Below are 17,196 nucleotides of genomic sequence, written 5' to 3'. Positions count from 1 at the left end.
ACATCAGGAGCACTGGTCATGCAGCACTCACTCGTCCACCGACTCGGCGCCGAGTTCCTCGGCACCTTCTGGCTCGTCCTCGGCGGCTGCGGCTCGGCGATCTTCGCAGCCCAGCACGTCGTCGGCGGCAAGGACTCCGGGCTGGGCATCGGCTTCGTCGGTGTCGCCCTCGCCTTCGGCCTGACCGTGCTCACGATGGCCTACGCCGTCGGGCACGTCTCCGGCGGCCACTTCAACCCCGCGGTGACCATCGGTCTGGCGACCGGACGGCGCTTCGACTGGAAGGACGTGCCGGCCTACGTCATCACGCAGGTCGTCGCCGGTCTCGTCGCCGGTGGCGTCCTCTATGCCGTCGCCAGCGGCAAGGAGGGCTTCGACGCCGGCGCCGGGTTCGCTGCCAACGGCTACGCCGACCACTCCCCCGGCGGCTACACCCTCGCCGCGGTCCTCGTCGCCGAGGTCGTGCTCACCGCCTTCTTCCTCTACATCATCCTCGGGGCCACCGACGAGCGCGCGCCCGTGGGCTTCGCGCCGATCGCCATCGGTCTCGGGCTGACCCTCATCCACCTCATCTCGATCCCGATCAGCAACACCTCGGTCAACCCCGCGCGCTCGACGGCCGTGGCCTTCTTCCAGGACGGCGCCGCGGGTCAGCTGTGGGCCTTCTGGGTCGCACCGATCGTCGGGGCCGCGATCGCCGGCGCGACGTATGCCGTCATCACCGGGGTCAACCGCGCCGACGTTGACGTCGAGGGCGTCTGACGCCCGACCCATCCGCCACCCCGGGCAGCGCCGAACCCCGTCCATGAGCTCTCGGACCGCACTCCCCGCCGTCTGCGGTGTCGTCGCGACCGCGCTCGGCACCGCCGCCGCGCACCTCGTGGCCGCCCTGACCGACCCGGCCGCCTCCCCCGTGCTCGCCGTCGGCAGCCAAGTCATCGACGCGACGCCGACACCGGTCAAGGAGTGGGCGGTCGGCACCTTCGGCAGCGCGGACAAGCCGATCCTCATCGGGTCGGTCGCGGTCGCCACCCTGCTGCTGGCCGCCCTCGCCGGGGCGGTCCGGCCGCGGTCACGGCTCGTCTCGACGGGGCTGCTCCTGCTGCTCACCGCACTCGCTGGCGCCGCCGCCGTGCTGCGCCCCACGGCCGGCGGCCTCGCCTGGCTGCCCGCCCTCGTCGCCGCCGTCGTCGGGGTACTCGCCCTCGACACCCTCGTCGACCGACTCGTCCCCACCGGCACCCGCGGCCGACCCGACCGGCCGACCCGACGACGGGTCCTCGCCCTCGGCGGCACCGGTGCCGTGGCCGCCGCGCTCGGCGGGACCGGCCAGACGCTCATCGCCCGGTCGCGACCACCGACCCTCGAGCTGCCGACCGCGGCCAACCCGCTGCCGCCCCTGGCGAAGGGGGTGGACCTCGGGCGACCGGGGATCTCCCCCTTCGTCACACCCACCCGCGACTTCTACCGGATCGACACCGCGCTGCTCGCCCCGCGCGTCGACCCCGGCGACTGGTCGCTGACGATCGACGGCGACGTGCCCGAGGAGCTGACGCTCGACATCGACGAGCTGCTCGCCCTGACCATGGTCGAGCGCGACATCACCCTCAACTGCGTCTCCAACGAGGTCGGCGGCCCCTACATCGGCCATGCACGCTGGCTCGGCGTGCCCACTCGCGAGCTGCTCGCCCGCGCCGGACTCGACACCGACCCACGCGACCCCGACCTGCAGGTGCTCTCAACCTCGACCGACGGCATGACGATCTCGACGCCGCTGTCCGCCCTGCTCGACGGCCGTGACGCCCTCGTGGCCGTCGGGATGAACGGCGCTCCGCTCCCCCGCGAGCACGGGTTCCCCGCCCGCCTCGTCACGCCCGGGCTCTACGGATTCGTCGGCGCGACGAAGTGGCTGACCCGGATGACCGTCACCCGCTACGACGCGGCGAGTGCGTACTGGACAGACCGCGACTGGGCGACCGACGGGCGGGTGCGCACCCAGGCCCGGATCGACACCCCGCGTGCGCTGCGCCGCATCCCGCCCGGGCGCACCGTCATCGGGGGCGTCGCCTGGGCGCAGCGTCGCGGCATCGAGCGGGTCGAGGTGCGCGTCGACGACGGCGAGTGGCGCCGGGCGACGCTCGGCACCGAGGCGGGCGTCGACTGCTGGCGGCAGTGGTTCCTCCCGTGGGACGCGACGCCGGGTCGTCACGACCTCACGGTCCGGGCGACCGACGGCGACGGCGAGCTGCAGACGCAGCAGGAGGCCACCCCCTTCCCCGCCGGCGCCACGGGCTGGCACTCGGTCGCGGTGACCGTCACCGACTGACCGACCCATCCGGATGCGCGCGCGCTCCGAACCCTTCCTGCACGGCCCCCCACGACGCCCCTGGAGGCAGACATGTACCGCAGGACCACCCCCCGCACCGTCGCCGCGATCGCGGCCCTCACCCTCCCCTTCGCCCTCGCCGCGTGCGGTAGCGACAACGACAGCACCTCGAGCGGCTCGTCGAGCACGTCCGACGCGATGTCCTCCTCCTCGTCGAAGGCGACGGAGGCCGCGGCCCCCTTCGGGGACGGCTGTGCCGACGTCCCCACGGACGGCAAGGGCTCCTTCGACGGCATGTCGACCGACCCGGTCGCGACCGCCGCGAGCAACAACCCGCTCCTCAAGACCCTCGTCAAGGCGGTGACCGAGGCCGACCTGGCCAAGACACTCAACTCCTCCGAGGACATCACCGTCTTCGCCCCGACCGACGACGCCTTCGCCGCCATGGACCAGGCCACACTCGACAAGGCGATGGGTGACCCCAAGGGCCTGCTGACGACCGTGCTCACCCACCACGTCGTCGAAGGCCGCCTCGCTCCCGAGGACCTCGCCGGCACCCACGAGACCCTCGCCGGAGACAAGATCACCGTCAAGGGTTCGGGCGAGGACTTCACCGTCGGCGACGCCACCGTCGTCTGCGGCGACGTGCAGACCGCCAACGCCACGGTCTACATCGTCGACTCGGTCCTCATGCCGACCGCCAAGAAGTGACCTGATCCGTCACCATGGACCTCGTGCCCCCTCCCCGTGAGCAGGACCCGCCGGATGCCCCCACGGGCTCCGAGCGGGAGCCTGCCCACGGGGGCCACGACCGGCTCGCCCACCGCCTCAAGCAGGTGGCGAAGGGGGACGAGGTGGCCTTCGCCGCCGTCTACGACGAGACGGCTCCCCGACTGCACGGTCTCGTGCTGCGGGTGCTGCGCAACCCGGCGCAGTCCGAGGAGGTGACCCAGGAGGTCTACCTCGAGGTGTGGCGCCGGGCCAGCCACTTCGACCCGCGGCGCGGGTCGGCGATCGGCTGGCTGCTCACGATGGCCCACCGCCGCGCCATCGACCGGGTGCGCTCGAGCCAGGCCGCCGCGGTCCGCGACGACGGCTGGCACGCCCGCTCCCGGGAGGTCGACTTCGACACCACCGCGGAGACGGCCACGGCCCGCATCGAGGCCGCACGGGTGCGCTCGGCCCTCGACGGCCTGACCTCCAACCAGCGCGAGGCCGTGAGCCTGGCCTACCTGGGCGGTTACACCCACACGGAGGTCGCCAGCCTCCTCGACCTACCACTCGGCACCGCCAAGACACGCATCCGCGACGGACTCATCCGTCTGAGGGACCAGCTGGGAGTGACCCCATGAGCGACGACCTGCACAGCCTCTCCGGGGCCTATGCCCTCGACGCCCTCGACGACGACGAGCGCGCCGACTTCGAGGAGCACCTCGCGCGCTGTGCGACCTGCCGCGACGAGGTCGACTCCTTCGGCGCGGTCACCCCGCTGCTCGCCGAGACGGTCGCGGTCACCCCGCCGCCCTCGCTGCGGGACGACATCCTGGCCCGCGCCGCCCAGACCCGTCAGGACCCGCCGCCCGCCGCGCACCCCACGCCCACCCACGCCGAGGACGAGGCGGAGGTGCTCCCCCTTCGCCGGCGGGCGCGGCGCCGCTGGGTCGCCCTCGCCGCGGCCGCCGGTCTCGTCGTCGGTGGCGGTGTCACCTGGCAGGTCGTCGACCGCGCCACCACGAGCATCTCCGAGGAGGTCGTGGCGGCACCGGACGCCCGGACCCAGGAGGTCACCACCGCCGACGGCGGCACGGTCCGGGTCGTGCGCTCCGAGCGCATGGGCAAGGCCGTGCTGCGCGTCGAGGGGCTCGCCGACCCCGGCGACGGGCACGCCTACCAGGCCTGGCTGCAGGACCCATCCGGCGCCATGACCTCCGCCGGGATGGTGCCCGGCACCGACGGCGAGATGGTGCTCGAGGGTGATGTCACCGCAGCCGAGGGCGTCGGTCTGAGCGTCGAGCCCACTGGAGGGTCCCGGCAGCCGACGACCGACCCCGTGGCACTCGTTGCGCTGGGCTGACGGACGCCGGTGACACCGGCACCCCGCCTCGGAGTAGGGTCGAGACCGTATCTGCTCCCCAATCACCGCACGAAGGGGTACGACTTCTCGTGAGCACCACTCCCGTCAAGGTCGCCGTCACCGGCGCCGCCGGCCAGATCGGCTACAGCCTTCTCTTCCGCATCGCCAGCGGGTCGCTCTTCGGCCCCGACACCCCGGTCGAGCTGCGACTGCTCGAGATCACCCCGGCACTGAAGGCCCTCGAGGGTGTCGTCATGGAGCTCGACGACTGCGCCTTCCCGACCCTCGCCGGTGTCGAGATCGGCGACGACCCCGAAAAGGTCTTCGACGGCGTCAACCACGCCCTGCTCGTCGGTGCCCGCCCCCGCGGCCCGGGCATGGAGCGCGGTGACCTCCTCGAGGCCAACGGCGGCATCTTCGCCCCCCAGGGCGCGGCGCTCAACAAGGTGGCCGCCGACGACGTCCGCGTGACGATCACCGGCAACCCGGCCAACACCAACGCGCTCATCGCGATGAACAACGCGCCCGACATCCCCAACGAGCGCTTCTCCGCGCTGACCCGCCTGGACCACAACCGCGCCATCAGCCAGCTGTCGGCCAAGCTCGGCGTGCCGGTCACCGAGATCAAGAAGATGACGATCTGGGGCAACCACTCCGCCACCCAGTACCCCGACCTCTTCCACGCCGAGGTCTCCGGCAAGAACGCCGCCGAGGCCGTCGGTGACCAGGAGTGGCTGGAGAGCACCTTCATCCCGACCGTCGCCAAGCGCGGCGCAGCGATCATCGAGGCCCGTGGCGCCTCCTCGGCCGCCTCCGCGGCGTCCGCGACCGTCGACCACGCGCGTGACTGGGCGCTCGGCACCCCCGAGGGCGACTGGGTCTCGATGTCGGTCTGCTCCGACGGCTCCTACGGCGTCCCCGAAGGCCTCATCTCCTCCTTCCCCGTCACCGTCAAGGACGGCACGTGGGAGATCGTCCAGGGCCTCGAGATCGACGACTTCTCCCGCGCCAAGATCGACGCTTCGGTCGCCGAGCTCGCCGAGGAGCGCGAGGCCGTCACCAAGCTCGGACTCATCAAGGCCTGACGCCCCCGCCCCGGCAGCGCGAAGGGGGCCGACCGCACGTCGTGCGGTCGGCCCCCTTCGTCGTGCTCAGCGGGCGGTGAGGTCGAGGGTGAAGCCGGTGACGAGCACCGCGACGCCGAGCCCGACGAGGATGACGAGGTCGACGAGCGGGCCACGCACGGCGATGCCGCCCGCCTTGGACCCGGGCAGGGTCACCCGCAGGACCGCAGCCAGCAGGAGCGACCCGCCGAAGCACAGGGTCGCCCGCAGGACGTGGTCGGTGAGGATGAAGAGCAGCGCGGTGACGATGCCCGCAAAGATCAGCCACCAGGCGGCGAGCGGACGGACGTCGAGGGCAGGGCGCCCGGTCGCCGACGTCTCGTCGGGCGGGCCACCCGCCGTGCTGCCCCCCGCCTCGCTCATGCCAGCCCGCGCTCCGCGGCCTCGACGACATTGGTCAGCAGCATCGCCCGGGTCATCGGGCCGACCCCGCCGGGGTTGGGGCTGACCCAGCCGGCGACCTCCGCGACGTCGGCCGCGACGTCACCGGCCACCTTGGAGGTGCCGTCCTCGGCGACGATCCGGCTCACGCCGACGTCGAGCACGGCCGCGCCGGGCTTGACCATGTCAGCCGTGATGATGCCGGGCACTCCGGCCGCGGCGACGACGATGTCGGCCTGCCGCACCTCCGCCGCGAGGTCACGCGTGCCGGTGTGGCACGAGACCGTCGTCGCGTTTTCGCTTCGCCGGGTGAGGATGAGGCTGAGGGGCCGCCCGACGGTGATGCCGCGGCCGACGATCGCCACGTGGGCACCCTCGATCGGGACGTCGTGCCGGCGGAGCAGCTCGATGCAGCCCATCGGCGTGCACGGCAGCGGAGCCGGCTCGCCCAGGACGAGCCACCCGAGGTTGACCGGGTGCAGCCCGTCGACGTCCTTGGCCGGGTCGACGGCGGAGAGGATCGCGTTTTCGTCCAGCCCGGTCGGCTGCTGCACGAGGAAGCCGGTGCACGTCGGGTCCTCGTTGAGCTCGCGCACGACGGCGAGGGCCTCGTCGAGCGTGGAGCTGCCCGGCAGGTCGCGCCGGATGCTCGTGATACCGATCTCCGCGCAGTCCTTGTGCTTGGCGCCGACGTACCAGCGGCTGCCGGGGTCGTCGCCGACGAGGACCGTGCCCAGGCCGGGGGTGATGCCCGCCTCCTTGAGCGCGGCCACCCGCACCCTGAGCTCGTCCTTGATCGACGCGAGCGCCGCCTTGCCGTCGAGGATCTGTGCCGTCACGTGGTCATCCTTCCGTATCGTCGTCGGCGATCAGTGGGCGAAGTGCCGCGTGCCGGTGAAGTACATGGTGATGCCGGCCGCCTCGGCGGCCGCGACGACCTCGTCGTCGCGGACGGAGCCGCCGGGGGCGACGACCGCGCTGACGCCGGCGTCAAGCAGCACCTGCAGCCCGTCGGCGAAGGGGAAGAAGGCGTCCGAGGCCGCGACGGCCCCCTTCGCCCGCTCCTTGCCGGCCCGGCTCACCGCGAGGTGGCAGGAGTCGACGCGGTTGACCTGGCCCATGCCGATGCCGACCGAGCCCTGGTCCTTGGCGAGGAGGATCGCGTTGGACTTCGTCGCGCGGACCGCTCGCCAGGCGAAGGCGAGGTCGGCGAGTGTCGCCGCGTCGGCCGCCTCGCCGGTCACCAGCGCCCAGGCGCTCGGGTCGTCGCCGTGGCCCTGAGTGGGCTTGTCGTCCCCCGTCGCCTCGACGACGCCGTCGATCGCATCGCGCTGCTGGACGAGCAGGCCGCCGGAGACCGGCCGGGTCTCGACGCCGCCCGTGGCGGGCTCCGCGACCTTGAGCAGGCGGCGGTTCTTCTTCTCCTTGAGGATCTCCAGGGCGTCCGGCTCGAAGTCGGGCGCGACGACGACCTCGGAGAAGGTGTCGTTGAGGGCCGTGGCCATCGCCGCGGTCACCGGGCGGTTGGTCGCGACGATGCCGCCGTAGGCGGAGACGGGGTCGCACGCGTGGGCGCGCTCGTAGGCGGCCTCGATGCTCTCGCCCACCGCGATGCCGCAGGGGTTGGCGTGCTTGATGATCGCGACGGTCGGCAGGCCGGCGTGGTCGTGGGCGGCGCGCAGCGCGGCGTCACCGTCGATGTAGTTGTTGTACGACATCTCCTTGCCGTGCAGCTGCTCGGCCCCGGCGATGCCGCCACCGCCGTCGGTGACGTAGAGCGCGGCGGCCTGGTGCGGGTTCTCGCCGTACCGCAGGCCGGACTTCTTGGCGTAGGTGCCACCGATCCAGCCGGGGAAGGGAGTCTCGTCGCTCGGGCTGACGACCGAGCTCATCCACGAGGCGACGGCGACGTCGTAGGTCGCGGTGTGGACGAAGGCGTCGGTCGCGAGGCGCTGCCGCTGCCCGAGGGTGAAGCCGCCGCCGCGCACGGCCTCGAGGACGTCACCGTAGGTCGTGGGGTCGGTGACGATGGCGACGGAGGCGTGGTTCTTGGCCGCGGCGCGCACCATCGTCGGGCCGCCGATGTCGATCTTCTCGATGCAGTCCTGCACGCCCGCGCCGGAGGCGACGGTGTCGGCGAAGGGGTAGAGGTTGACGACGACGAGGTCGAAGGGGGCGACCTCCAGCTCGTCGAGCTGCCGCACGTGGTCCTCGAGCCGGGTGTCGGCGAGGATGCCCGCGTGGACCCGCGGGTGCAGGGTCTTGACCCGGCCGTCGAGGCACTCGGGGAAGCCGGTGAGGTCCTCGACCTTGGTCACCGGCAGGCCGAGCCCGGCGATCGTCGCGGCGGAGCCGCCGGTCGAGACCAGCTCGACCCCGGCGTCGGCGAGCCCGCGCACGAGGTCCTCGAGGCCGGTCTTGTCGTAGACGGAGACGAGGGCACGGCGGACGGGACGACGGTCTGACACGAGTACTCCTGGAGGGTCGCTGCGGTGCGGTGGGTGCACCCAGGCGGGCGATGCACCTCGACTTGTCTCACTCCCCGGTGGTGATCCACCTTCGCCAGTCGTGTGCCCCCGAGTCTAGATGCTCAGCCGACGTGGACCCGACGTCCCTCGACCCGCCACCCACCGGTGGCCATCGCCGTGACGACGTCGACGAGCATCTCGCGCTCGACGACCTTGATCCGCTCGTGGAGGCTCGCCTCGGTGTCGTCGGGCGCGATCGGGACGGTGCGCTGCTCGATGATCGGCCCGGTGTCGACACCGGAGTCGACGAGGTGGGCGGTGGAGCCGGTGACGGTCACGCCGTACGCGAGGGCATCGCGCACCCCGTGGGCGCCGGGGAAGGCGGGCAGCAGCGCGGGGTGGGTGTTGACGAAGGTGGCGGCGGCCAGGGCCTGCGGCCCGAGGATCTTCATGAAGCCCGCGGTGACGACGAGGCCCGGCGCCTGCTCGGCGATGCGGGCAGCCAGTGCCGCGTCCCACGCGGCCCGGTCGGCGTGGTCACCGACCGCCTCGACGAAGGTCGCCACCCCCGCGGCCTCCGCGCGCTCCAGACCGGTGCAGGCCCGGTCCGCCCCGACGGCGACGACCTGTGCGGGCAGCGTGCCCGCTGCCTGTGCGTCGAGCAACGCCTGCAGGAGGGAGCCGGAGCCGGAGACGAGGACGACGAGACGAAGGGGGGCGCTCACCCCGCGAGTCTAGGAGGCGGTCACCACGTGGTGTACGCCGTGTCGTTGATCGTGAAGCCGTGCTCCCCGACCCGGCAGGTCATGCCGGTGATCCGGCTCTCGCAACCGACGCCGTCGCCGACGTCGAGGGCACGGGAGTACGGCAGCACCGCCTCGCCGAGGCTGCCCTCGCCGAAGTCCTCGCGCCACCAGCCCGCGGCCCGGGCCTTGGTCGTCGACTGCCCCTGCACGGCGTCGCTGACGCACCCCGGCCGGGCTCCGTCACCGTCGACGACCATGCTCGTGCCGCTGTCGTGGATGCACTCGCCGCGGACCTCCGGGGGTACCGGCAGGTTGCCGGAGCGCAGGTCGCAGCGGGCGAAGGGGGTCTCCCCGCCGACAGCGTGCAGACGATCTTGCCGCTCGGCGAGACGAAGCCGGCGGTCGACGTCGACGCCCGCAGCCGCCCTGAGGCGGGGATGGTCGCCGGCCCGGAGCGGGCCGTCGTCGTGTCGGTCGTGGAGCTCGTCGTCACCGTCTCGGTGGGGGTGGTCGTCGGGTCGGTCGTGGGACTCGCCGTCACCGTCTCGGTGCGGGCGGGGGGCTCGTGCCAGTCCGTGCGGGTGCAGCCGGCGAGCACGAGAGCCGTCAGGGCGAGGGCCAGCGCTGGATGGACCACGAGCCCACCTCCCCGGCGACCGACGACGTGCTGATCACGCTACCGCTCGGTGGGTGGTGCTCAGCGCCGCAGGAGCCACCAGTCGCGGGCGAGCACGACGAGCGCACCGGCAGCGAGCTCGAGGGTGAGCACCAGGGCGAGGCTGACGGCCGGCGCGCCGAGGTGGGCCAGCCGCATCGCGCCGAGCGACCCTCCGGCGAGCCCGTCGAGCAGAGCGACACCCAGTGCCGCCACGACCACGGCCGCGAGGACTGCCGCCAGCTTGGACTGCGTGGGCGCCAGGCGCGGGACCCGCGAGAGGGTCTCGCGACCGATCCAGGCTCCGGCGACGAGCGGGAGCAGGACGAGCAGGTGGGTGACCCACGGCATGGGTCCGGGCTGCGGCTGGGCGGCGAGCACCGGCACCATGGGCAGCAGCCCGGCCTCCGCGCTCGACCACGTCGTCATGGCCCCGCCCGCCGTCGAGAAGCCCGGGCCGGCAGCGAGCGAGAGCGCCCAGATGCCGAGGTTGGGCAGCAGCATCACCTGGAGCAGCACGAGGGCGAGCCCGCCGAGGAGCCCGGTCTCGAGCTCGGCGTGGATGTGGGTGACCCGGCCGATGTGGACGAGGGTCGCGACGACGACGAGGAGCGAGCCCAGCCCGAGGAGGAGGGCCGCTCCCTTAGCGCCGGGCAGCAGGCCGCGCCGCACGGATACCGGCGCGCGGTCCCACAGCTCCCCGACCCTCGAGGGGGCGCCTTGCGCCAGGAGGAGGCCGAGCGCGGGGACGGCGAGCACGGGCAGCACGAGGCTGACGAGGACGGGCCCGGCGGGCGACAGCAGCCCGAGGAGTGCCGTGAGCACCCCGACCCCGGCGTAGCCGGCCAGCCAGCTGGCCTGCTCCACGGCGTCGGCGTCGTCGGCCAGGCCACGTCGGGCGCCGGCGCGTGCGAGCAGGACGAGCAGCAACGGCCCGAGGAGAGGGGTGAGCGCGAGCGTGCCCTCCCCCAGGTGGAGGCGGGCGCCACCGAGCACGAGCCAGAGCAGGCTGCCCGAGCCGAGCGCGTCACCGATGCCGGCGGAGGCACGGGGCACGGCGAGGGCACCGAGCAGGACGACGATGACGACGACGAACCATCCGGCGAGGGCGGTGAGCGCACCAGCGGCTGCTGCCCGCAGGTCAGGTCGTCTGCGGGTAGCGTCGTCCCCGGTCGTGGCCGACCGGATGAGTTCCATCACCGTCACACCCCCATCGTCACCGACGGGGCCGGGTGTGTGGTGGAGGCCGGCCGTGGGTCACGAAAAGATTTCTTCCGGGGGGCAACCGAGGTGCCCCGACGTGCGTCTGGAGGGGTGATGAAGGGAGGCGATGCTTCGGCGGAGGCCGAGTTCGACGACTTCTACCGCTCCACGGCGCAACGCGTCGTCCATCTCGTGTACGCCTCCACGGGCGACCTCGAGCTGGCGCGGGACTCCACCCAGGAGGCCTTCGCCCGGGCATGGCAGCGGTGGGACCAGGTACGTGCCGCGGACGAGCCGGGCGCCTGGGTGCGGACCGTGGCCCGACGCATAGCGATCTCCGCATGGCGCAAGGACACCAACCGGACCACCGCGATGGAGCGGCACGGCGAGCCGAGCACCCCCCGCGAGCCCAGCGAGGACCGGGTCGCGATCGTCGCGGCCCTGCGCACCCTCGGCCCGGAGGTGCGCGAGACCCTCGCCCTGCACTACCTCGCCGACCTGTCCGTCGACGAGATCTCCCGACAGACCGGGTCACCACCCGGCACGATCAAGGCCCGCCTGCACCGTGGTCGGGCCCAGTTGGCCACCGCACTCGGCGACAAGGAGGAGCCCGATGAGTGACGCGCACGACGACACCCCGTGGGGCCCCGAGGACGACGCGCGCGTGCGCGGCGCCCTCATGTCGCTCATGGACGACGTGGCGGCCGAGCCGCTGCCCGAGCCCGCCTTCGTCCGGGCTCGGTCGACGGCGGGCGGAGCACCCCGCGACCTGCGCCGGCGGCGTCGCCGGTCCTTCACCGTCATCGCGGGGCTCGCGGCCTCGGCCCTCGTCGCCACCGGCGCCACCCTCCTCGTCCGCGAGGGCGTCGGCAGCACCCCGCCGGCTGCGACCTCGACGGCGACCGGGGACCCGGCCCTGCAGATGCTCGACTCCGACGAGTGGTCCGCCGCCCTCGGCCTGCCGGTCGCGAGCACCCAGGGCAGCGCCGAGCCCGACGGGCAGTGCTTCCAGACCCCGCAGTCGAACTCCTGGGACCGTCGCGTCTCGACGCTCGACGACGGCAGGGTCGTCTCCGGGCAGTGGATCGGGACGACGACCTCCGGCGCCTCGACGCCGCCCACCGAGGCGATCGATCAGGCCGTGGCCCTGTGCGAGGAGAGCTACTCGGTGACCCAGCGGGTCACCGAGGACCTGCCCGGAGGGGCGACCTTCCGCTCGTGGCACGCCCGTGGGGAGGACGGCGCGACCTACTGGTGGCTCGAGGCGACGCGGGGCAGCTCGACCTCGTACCTCACGGTGGCCGAGCTCGACGGCAAGAGCTACACGTCGGAGGAGATGCGCCAGGTCGCGCAGTCGGCGCTCGGCGACGTCGACCTGCTCGCGACGAGCAACGCCTCCTGACCGTCGGCAGGCGCGGACAGCGCCGACCCGGGAGCAGGGGGATCGACCGGGTCGGCGCTGCAGCGCAAGGCTAGCCCCGCGGTGTGTGCGCCGTCAGCACCTGCACCGACGTGGCATGCGTCACGCCCGGAGGCGGCGCAGCGTCACCGCGGTCGCCAGCGCGGCCTCGGCCGCCTCGCGCCCCTTGTCCTCCGTGGACCCCGGCAGACCGGCCCGATCGAGTGCCTGCTGGTCGTCGTCGCAGGTGAGCAGCCCGAAGCCGACCGGGGTCCCGCTGTCGAGAGCCACCCGCGAGAGCCCGTCGGTCGCAGCCCGGCAGACGTAGTCGAAGTGCGGGGTCCCGCCCCGGATGATCACCCCGAGGGCCACGACCAGGTCGTGGGTGCGGGCGAGCTGGGCCGCGACGACGGGCAGCTCGAAGCTCCCCGCGACCCGGACGACCTCCGCCTCGATGCCCGCCTCGGCGAGGGTGGTGACCGCCCCCGCGAGCAGCCCGTCCATCACCTCGGTGTGCCAGCTCGACGCGACGACGGCTGCCCGCAGCCCGTCCGCGCCCTCGATCGCCATCGTCGGTGCTCCGTGCCCGCTCATCGCGTGCTCCCTTCGTCGTGGTGGTCCGGCAGCCACGGCAGGTCGTGTCCCATCCGGTCGCGCTTGGTGCGCAGGTAGTGCAGGTTGTCGCTCGTGACGCTCGGCGGCAGCGGCACCCGCTCGACGACCTCGACCCCGAGCGCGGTGAGCGCCGCGACCTTCGCCGGGTTGTTGCTCAGCAGGCGCGCGCGCGTGATGCCCAGGTCGCGCAGGACCTGCGCGGCGTGCGTGTAGTCACGGGCGTCGACCGGCAGACCCAGGTCGGCATTGGCGTCGACGGTGTCGGCCCCCTCGTCCTGGGCGGCGTAGGCCCGCAGCTTGTCGACGAGGCCGATGCCGCGCCCTTCGTGCCCGCGGACGTAGACGACGACCCCCGCGCCGGCCTTGACGACGGCCGCCTGGGCCGCCTCGAGCTGCGGCCCGCAGTCGCACCGCAGCGATCCGAAGACGTCCCCCGTCAGGCACTCGCTGTGCACCCGCACGAGCGGGACGTCCGCGGAGACGTCGCCGTGGACGAGGGCGACGTGCTCGCTGCCGTCGACCTGGCTGCGGTAGCCGTGCGCGGTGAACTCGCCTGCGGCCGTGGGCAGTCGGGTCGAGACGACCCGGTCGACGAGGGCCTCCGAGCGGCGCCGCAGGTCGACGAGGTCGGCGATGCTCACGAGGGGCCAGCCCCGCTCGTCGGCGAGGCGGCGCAGCTGCGGCAGGCGCGACATCGAGCCGTCCTCCTCGACGACTTCGCAGATGACGCCGGCCGGGGTCCGACCGGCCAGCCGGCACAGGTCGACCGCCGCCTCTGTGTGGCCGCGCCGCACGAGGACGCCGCCGTCCCGGGCACGCAGGGGGAAGACGTGCCCCGGACGGGCGAGGTCCTCCCGCCCCGTCGCCGGGTCGGCGAGCAGGCGGGCGGTCAGCGCGCGGTCGGCGGCGCTGATGCCCGTCGTCACTCCCTCGCGGGCGTCGACCGAGACGGAGTAGGCGGTGCCCTTGGCGTCCTCGTTGATGGCCGTCATCGGGGGCAGCGCGAGCCGGTCGAGGTCACCGCCGGTCATCGCCACGCAGATGACCCCGCTGCCCAGGTGCACCGTCAGGCCCATGAGCTCGTCGGTGGCCGCGTCGGCGGCGAAGATGATGTCGCCCTCGTTTTCCCGGTCGGCGTCGTCGACGACGAGCACGGGCCGACCGTCGGCGATCGCCTCGATCGCGCTCTCGATCGGGTCGAGCAGGGTCTCGTCGTGGGTCATCGCGGGTCCTGGGTGTCGAGGGTGAGCAGGCGCTGCACGTACTTGCCGAGGACGTCGACCTCGACGTTGACCCGGTCACCGACGCCCTTGCGCCCCAGGGTGGTCAGCTGCAGCGTCGTGGGGATGAGGGCGACCTCGACGTGGTCGTCGCCGACCCGGGTCAGGGTCAGGCTCACCCCGTCGAGGCAGATCGAGCCCTTGTCCACGACGAAGGGAGCCAGCTCCGGCGCGAGGGAGAGGCGCACCTCCTCCCAGGCATCGCCCGGCCGCCGCTCGAGGATCGTCGCCGTGCCGTCGACGTGCCCCTGCACGAGGTGCCCGTCCAGACGGGCCCCGAGGACCATGGCGCGCTCGAGGTTGACCGCGTCGCCGACGACCAGATCGCCCAGGGCGGAGCGCCGCAGGCTCTCCGCCATGACGTCGAAGGTGACCTCTCCCCCCTGCGGCTCGTGGTCGGTGACGGTGAGGCACGCGCCGTTGACGGCGATCGACGCCCCGTGGGCGGCCTCGGTGGTGGTGACGGCGCCGCGCACCGTGATCCGGCTGGACTCCTCCCCCGGCGCGATGGCGACCACCTCCCCGAGCTCTTCGACGATCCCGGTGAACATCAGTGCTCCCTCCTCACGGCGGCCGTGACGGCGATGTCGTCGCCGAGCCGCGTGACGTCGGTGGTGGTGAGGCGCAGCGCCTCGGTCATGGTGGTGATGCCGGCGTCCCCGAGGACCGGCGCGCCGGCCCCGAGCAGTGCCGGCGCGAAGTGGGCGACGACCTCGTCGACGAGGTCGGCCGCGACGAAGGAGGCCGCGAGACGGGCGCCGCCCTCGAGCAGCACGGAGCGCACGCCCCGCGCGTGGAGCCCGCCGAGGAGCGCCGCGGGGTCGATGCCGCGCTCCCCCACGGGTAGAGCGAGCACGTCGACCCCCGCGTCGGTCAGTCGCGCCGTGTCGGCTCCCTCGGCGACCGCGACGAGGGTCGGGGCCGCGTCGTCGAGGACACGGGCGGTCGGCTCGATCTCGGCGCGGGTGTCGGCGACGACCCGCAGCGGCTGGGTCGCGCCCTCGACCCCGCGCACGGCCAGGTGCGGGTCGTCGGCACGCAGGGTGCCGGCCCCCACGAGGACCGCGTCACGCTCCGCGCGCAGCCGGTGCACCGCCTCGCGGGCCGTGGGCCCGGTGATCCAGCGACTCGTCCCGTCGGTGGCGGCGGTGCGCCCGTCGAGGGTGCTCGCGAGTTTCCACGTGACGTACGGACGTCCGGTCCTCACGGCGTGCAGCCAGGCCCGGTTGACGTGGGTGGCGGCCTCTCGCCCGACACCTTCGACGACCTCGATCCCGTGGTCCCGCAGCAGGTCCGCTCCCCCACCAGCAGCTGCGGTGGGGTCCGGCGCCGCGACGACCACCCGGGCGATGCCGGCGTCGAGCAGGGCTGCGGTGCACGGGCCGGTCCGGCCGGTGTGGCGGCAGGGCTCGAGGGTGACGACCGCCGTGCCCCCGCGCGCGGCCTCTCCCGCGGCGGCCAGCGCGACGACCTCGGCGTGGGGGCCGCCGGCCCGGGCGTGCCACCCTTCGCCGACCGGTGCGCCGCCGGCGTCGAGCACGACGCACCCGACGACGGGGTTGGGGGCCGTGTGTCCCAGACCGCGGGCCGCCAGGTCGACGGCACGCGCCATCGCCTGCTCGGTGGTCATCGGTCCCTGCATCTGCCTCTCCGTGGTCCGACGCGGACCACGGGGTGCAGGGAGGCACGCCAAGGGCGTGACGGCGTGCGCGAAGCACCGGGAGACCCGGTGACGTCGGCCGCGATGAGTCACCACGCGCGGCACGACCGCGCCGCCGCGTGCTGCCTCCCATCCGGACTTTCACCGTCGGTGCTGGAGTTCCACCAGCTCAACCCGGCCTCGAGAGGACGGGCTCGCGGACTGTCACCGCCGGCTCGGAATTACACCGACCCCGGAGCACGCGTACGACTGACTCGTACGACACCGAGCGTACTCGCACGCAAGCGGGGCGGCACCGTGCGTCTCGCCACACGGCACCGCCCCGCCCGTCGGTGATCAGTTCGCGGCGAAGTACCGCAGGCGCTCGAGGGTGCCGTTCCACACGTTCTGGTCGATCGGGGTGTCGCTGTACTGCCAGAAGGTGTGCGTGGGCCAACCGGTCGGCAGGGTGCCCCGCGTCGACGAGTAGCGAGCGATCCACAGCGGTGACTTCGTCGGGATCGTCGTGTCGCTGCCGACGCACTGCGTCCACCAGCTCGTCGCCGTGTAGATGACCGGGTAGCGGCCCGTGCGCGACCTGTACTGGGTGAGGAAGTCGTTGATCCAGGTGCGCATCTGCGTCTGCGTCTTGCCGTAGCAGGTGGCGCCGTAGGGGTTCCACTCCATGTCGAGGGCGCCGGGCAGGGTCTTGCCGTCGGCGCTCCAGCCGCCACCGTGGTCGACGAAGTGGTTGGCCTGGGTCGTCCCGCTCGAGCTGTCGGGCAGCGCGAAGTGGTAGGCGCCGCGGATGAAGCCCTGGGCGTAGGAGCCGGTGTACTGGTGGCCGAAGGAGGGGCTCGTGTACGTCGTGCCCTCCGTCGCCTTGACGTAGGCGAAGCGCTTGCCGGCACCCCACTGACCGGCCCAGTCGACCTGGCCCTGCCAGTTGGAGACGTCGATGCCGGGGACCCCGGCGGGCACGGCGGCCGTGACCTGGGAGCGGGTCCGGACGTCGCGCTGCCGCCAGCCCATCGCCGCCTCGCCCGGCTCGGTGATGCCGGCCGCCTCGGCCTGCGGGGTGGGCTCGGGCGTGGCGGGCGCCGCCTGGGCACCTGTCGACATGAGCAGGCCGGCGGCGGCGAGCGCACCGGCGGCCAGCATCGTGGTCCGGGACATGCGAGATCTCCTCGTGCAGGGGTGGTGGCCCCTGGGCAGGGCCTTTGGCACGCTAGGACGTCAAGATGACGAGGACCCCACGGGCGTCTCCCGACTTCGTCAGGTCTTCG

General features: G+C 73.4%; 20 protein-coding genes and 2 riboswitches. Of the genes, 9 read left to right on the top strand and 11 right to left on the bottom strand.

Translation table 11 applies throughout. The annotated features are described in order from the left end of the window. Positions 1–18 precede the first annotated feature (18 nt). From aqpZ to AB4Y78_RS11570, 6 genes are all read left to right on the top strand, one after another. The gene (gene aqpZ / locus AB4Y78_RS11595; RefSeq protein ID WP_265229920.1) at positions 19–762 is read left to right on the top strand and encodes an aquaporin Z; all 744 of its coding nucleotides are present in this window, start codon (positions 19–21) and stop codon (positions 760–762) included. 43 nt (positions 763–805) lie between these two features. Next, the gene (locus AB4Y78_RS11590) at positions 806–2,326 is read left to right on the top strand and encodes a molybdopterin-dependent oxidoreductase (protein WP_259909919.1); all 1,521 of its coding nucleotides are present in this window, start codon (positions 806–808) and stop codon (positions 2,324–2,326) included. A 72-nt stretch (positions 2,327–2,398) separates the two neighbouring features. Then, complete coding sequence (locus tag AB4Y78_RS11585) at positions 2,399–3,037, top strand: fasciclin domain-containing protein (RefSeq protein WP_259909917.1); 639 nt, start codon at positions 2,399–2,401, stop codon at positions 3,035–3,037. A gap of 14 nt (positions 3,038–3,051) precedes the next feature. Continuing rightward, positions 3,052–3,678, top strand: coding sequence for an ECF RNA polymerase sigma factor SigK (gene sigK, locus AB4Y78_RS11580; protein ID WP_441714593.1), 627 nt, complete (start codon positions 3,052–3,054; stop codon positions 3,676–3,678). Then, a complete protein-coding gene (locus AB4Y78_RS11575) occupies positions 3,675–4,400 on the top strand; it encodes an anti-sigma factor (protein ID WP_441714591.1) in 726 nt (241 codons plus the stop codon). Before sigK ends, AB4Y78_RS11575 begins: the two co-directional genes overlap by 4 nt. Positions 4,401–4,489: 89 nt before the next feature. Continuing rightward, positions 4,490–5,485: a malate dehydrogenase gene (locus AB4Y78_RS11570; RefSeq protein ID WP_259921411.1), complete on the top strand. Its 996-nt coding sequence runs from the start codon at positions 4,490–4,492 to the stop codon at positions 5,483–5,485. Positions 5,486–5,551: 66 nt separating this feature from the next. On the opposite strand, the gene AB4Y78_RS11565 is transcribed toward AB4Y78_RS11570, so the two are convergent. The 5 genes from AB4Y78_RS11565 to AB4Y78_RS11545 form a co-directional block, all read right to left on the bottom strand. Beyond that, positions 5,552–5,887 (bottom strand): DUF3017 domain-containing protein, encoded by a 336-nt coding sequence (locus AB4Y78_RS11565; RefSeq protein WP_441714589.1) that lies wholly within the window; start codon positions 5,885–5,887, stop codon positions 5,552–5,554. Beyond that, positions 5,884–6,744: a bifunctional methylenetetrahydrofolate dehydrogenase/methenyltetrahydrofolate cyclohydrolase gene (locus AB4Y78_RS11560; RefSeq protein ID WP_441714587.1), complete on the bottom strand. Its 861-nt coding sequence runs from the start codon at positions 6,742–6,744 to the stop codon at positions 5,884–5,886. Before AB4Y78_RS11560 ends, AB4Y78_RS11565 begins: the two co-directional genes overlap by 4 nt. A gap of 30 nt (positions 6,745–6,774) precedes the next feature. Continuing rightward, positions 6,775–8,373, bottom strand: coding sequence for a bifunctional phosphoribosylaminoimidazolecarboxamide formyltransferase/IMP cyclohydrolase (gene purH / locus AB4Y78_RS11555; RefSeq protein ID WP_441714585.1), 1,599 nt, complete (start codon positions 8,371–8,373; stop codon positions 6,775–6,777). 30 nt (positions 8,374–8,403) lie between these two features. Continuing rightward, a riboswitch (ZMP/ZTP riboswitch) is annotated at positions 8,404–8,485 on the bottom strand. A 10-nt stretch (positions 8,486–8,495) separates the two neighbouring features. Next, complete coding sequence (purN, locus tag AB4Y78_RS11550; RefSeq protein ID WP_259912073.1) at positions 8,496–9,098, bottom strand: phosphoribosylglycinamide formyltransferase; 603 nt, start codon at positions 9,096–9,098, stop codon at positions 8,496–8,498. A 20-nt stretch (positions 9,099–9,118) separates the two neighbouring features. Further along, positions 9,119–9,376 (bottom strand): hypothetical protein, encoded by a 258-nt coding sequence (locus AB4Y78_RS11545; RefSeq protein ID WP_441714583.1) that lies wholly within the window; start codon positions 9,374–9,376, stop codon positions 9,119–9,121. A gap of 15 nt (positions 9,377–9,391) precedes the next feature. Here AB4Y78_RS11545 and AB4Y78_RS11540 point away from each other — a divergent pair, with 15 nt between their 5' ends. Beyond that, positions 9,392–9,790, top strand: a complete 399-nt coding sequence (locus AB4Y78_RS11540; protein WP_441714581.1) for a hypothetical protein — start codon at positions 9,392–9,394, stop codon at positions 9,788–9,790. Between the two features lie 26 nt (positions 9,791–9,816). Here the strand turns inward: AB4Y78_RS11540 and AB4Y78_RS11535 are convergent, their stop codons facing one another. Then, positions 9,817–10,971: a cell division protein PerM gene (locus AB4Y78_RS11535; RefSeq protein ID WP_259912078.1), complete on the bottom strand. Its 1,155-nt coding sequence runs from the start codon at positions 10,969–10,971 to the stop codon at positions 9,817–9,819. Positions 10,972–11,091: 120 nt separating this feature from the next. Between AB4Y78_RS11535 and AB4Y78_RS11530 the strand changes: the two genes are divergently transcribed. Further along, positions 11,092–11,598 carry an RNA polymerase sigma factor gene (locus AB4Y78_RS11530; RefSeq protein ID WP_441714580.1) on the top strand — a complete coding sequence of 169 codons (507 nt, stop codon included), beginning with the start codon at positions 11,092–11,094 and terminating at the stop codon, positions 11,596–11,598. Further along, entirely contained in the window at positions 11,591–12,379 is a 789-nt protein-coding gene (locus AB4Y78_RS11525) for a hypothetical protein (protein WP_441714578.1), read from the top strand. The genes AB4Y78_RS11530 and AB4Y78_RS11525 overlap by 8 nt, the downstream gene beginning before the upstream one ends. 120 nt (positions 12,380–12,499) lie before the next feature. Here AB4Y78_RS11525 and ribH read toward each other — a convergent pair whose 3' ends face one another. The 5 genes from ribH to AB4Y78_RS11500 all read right to left on the bottom strand — a co-directional run bounded on the left by ribH (position 12,500) and on the right by AB4Y78_RS11500 (position 17,086). After that, positions 12,500–12,970: a 6,7-dimethyl-8-ribityllumazine synthase gene (gene ribH / locus AB4Y78_RS11520; protein WP_259912065.1), complete on the bottom strand. Its 471-nt coding sequence runs from the start codon at positions 12,968–12,970 to the stop codon at positions 12,500–12,502. Then, complete coding sequence (locus AB4Y78_RS11515; RefSeq protein ID WP_441714577.1) at positions 12,967–14,214, bottom strand: bifunctional 3,4-dihydroxy-2-butanone-4-phosphate synthase/GTP cyclohydrolase II; 1,248 nt, start codon at positions 14,212–14,214, stop codon at positions 12,967–12,969. Before AB4Y78_RS11515 ends, ribH begins: the two co-directional genes overlap by 4 nt. Next, on the bottom strand, positions 14,211–14,822 hold the full coding sequence (locus AB4Y78_RS11510) for a riboflavin synthase (RefSeq protein ID WP_441714575.1): 612 nt from the start codon (positions 14,820–14,822) through the stop codon (positions 14,211–14,213). The genes AB4Y78_RS11515 and AB4Y78_RS11510 overlap by 4 nt, the downstream gene beginning before the upstream one ends. Beyond that, positions 14,822–15,901 (bottom strand): bifunctional diaminohydroxyphosphoribosylaminopyrimidine deaminase/5-amino-6-(5-phosphoribosylamino)uracil reductase RibD, encoded by a 1,080-nt coding sequence (ribD, locus tag AB4Y78_RS11505; RefSeq protein ID WP_441714573.1) that lies wholly within the window; start codon positions 15,899–15,901, stop codon positions 14,822–14,824. Before ribD ends, AB4Y78_RS11510 begins: the two co-directional genes overlap by 1 nt. 145 nt (positions 15,902–16,046) lie before the next feature. Beyond that, positions 16,047–16,176, bottom strand: a riboswitch (FMN riboswitch). Positions 16,177–16,267: 91 nt separating this feature from the next. Next, positions 16,268–17,086 carry a lysozyme gene (locus tag AB4Y78_RS11500; RefSeq protein ID WP_265229931.1) on the bottom strand — a complete coding sequence of 273 codons (819 nt, stop codon included), beginning with the start codon at positions 17,084–17,086 and terminating at the stop codon, positions 16,268–16,270. Positions 17,087–17,196 lie beyond the last annotated feature (110 nt).

The sequence above is a fragment of the Janibacter sp. RAF52 genome, from assembly GCF_052114035.1.
GTDB classification, from domain to species: Bacteria; Actinomycetota; Actinomycetes; order Actinomycetales; family Dermatophilaceae; genus Janibacter; species Janibacter hoylei.
Note: the sequence above shows the minus strand (reverse complement) of the source record. Positions and strands in the feature narration are given on the sequence as shown.

Coding starts and splice junctions, on each gene's coding strand:
- AB4Y78_RS11565 (WP_441714589.1), bottom strand. CDS start 5,887: ATGAGCGAGGCGGGGGGCAGCACGGCGGGTGGCCCGCCCGACGAGACG.
- AB4Y78_RS11545 (WP_441714583.1), bottom strand. CDS start 9,376: ATGGTCGTCGACGGTGACGGAGCCCGGCCGGGGTGCGTCAGCGACGCC.
- ribH (WP_259912065.1), bottom strand. CDS start 12,970: ATGAGCGGGCACGGAGCACCGACGATGGCGATCGAGGGCGCGGACGGG.
- AB4Y78_RS11590 (WP_259909919.1), top strand. CDS start 806: ATGAGCTCTCGGACCGCACTCCCCGCCGTCTGCGGTGTCGTCGCGACC.
- AB4Y78_RS11585 (WP_259909917.1), top strand. CDS start 2,399: ATGTACCGCAGGACCACCCCCCGCACCGTCGCCGCGATCGCGGCCCTC.
- AB4Y78_RS11510 (WP_441714575.1), bottom strand. CDS start 14,822: ATGTTCACCGGGATCGTCGAAGAGCTCGGGGAGGTGGTCGCCATCGCG.
- sigK (WP_441714593.1), top strand. CDS start 3,052: ATGGACCTCGTGCCCCCTCCCCGTGAGCAGGACCCGCCGGATGCCCCC.
- AB4Y78_RS11530 (WP_441714580.1), top strand. CDS start 11,092: ATGAAGGGAGGCGATGCTTCGGCGGAGGCCGAGTTCGACGACTTCTAC.
- AB4Y78_RS11535 (WP_259912078.1), bottom strand. CDS start 10,971: ATGGAACTCATCCGGTCGGCCACGACCGGGGACGACGCTACCCGCAGA.
- AB4Y78_RS11515 (WP_441714577.1), bottom strand. CDS start 14,214: ATGACCCACGACGAGACCCTGCTCGACCCGATCGAGAGCGCGATCGAG.
- AB4Y78_RS11500 (WP_265229931.1), bottom strand. CDS start 17,086: ATGTCCCGGACCACGATGCTGGCCGCCGGTGCGCTCGCCGCCGCCGGC.
- ribD (WP_441714573.1), bottom strand. CDS start 15,901: ATGACCACCGAGCAGGCGATGGCGCGTGCCGTCGACCTGGCGGCCCGC.
- AB4Y78_RS11575 (WP_441714591.1), top strand. CDS start 3,675: ATGAGCGACGACCTGCACAGCCTCTCCGGGGCCTATGCCCTCGACGCC.
- AB4Y78_RS11525 (WP_441714578.1), top strand. CDS start 11,591: ATGAGTGACGCGCACGACGACACCCCGTGGGGCCCCGAGGACGACGCG.
- aqpZ (WP_265229920.1), top strand. CDS start 19: ATGCAGCACTCACTCGTCCACCGACTCGGCGCCGAGTTCCTCGGCACC.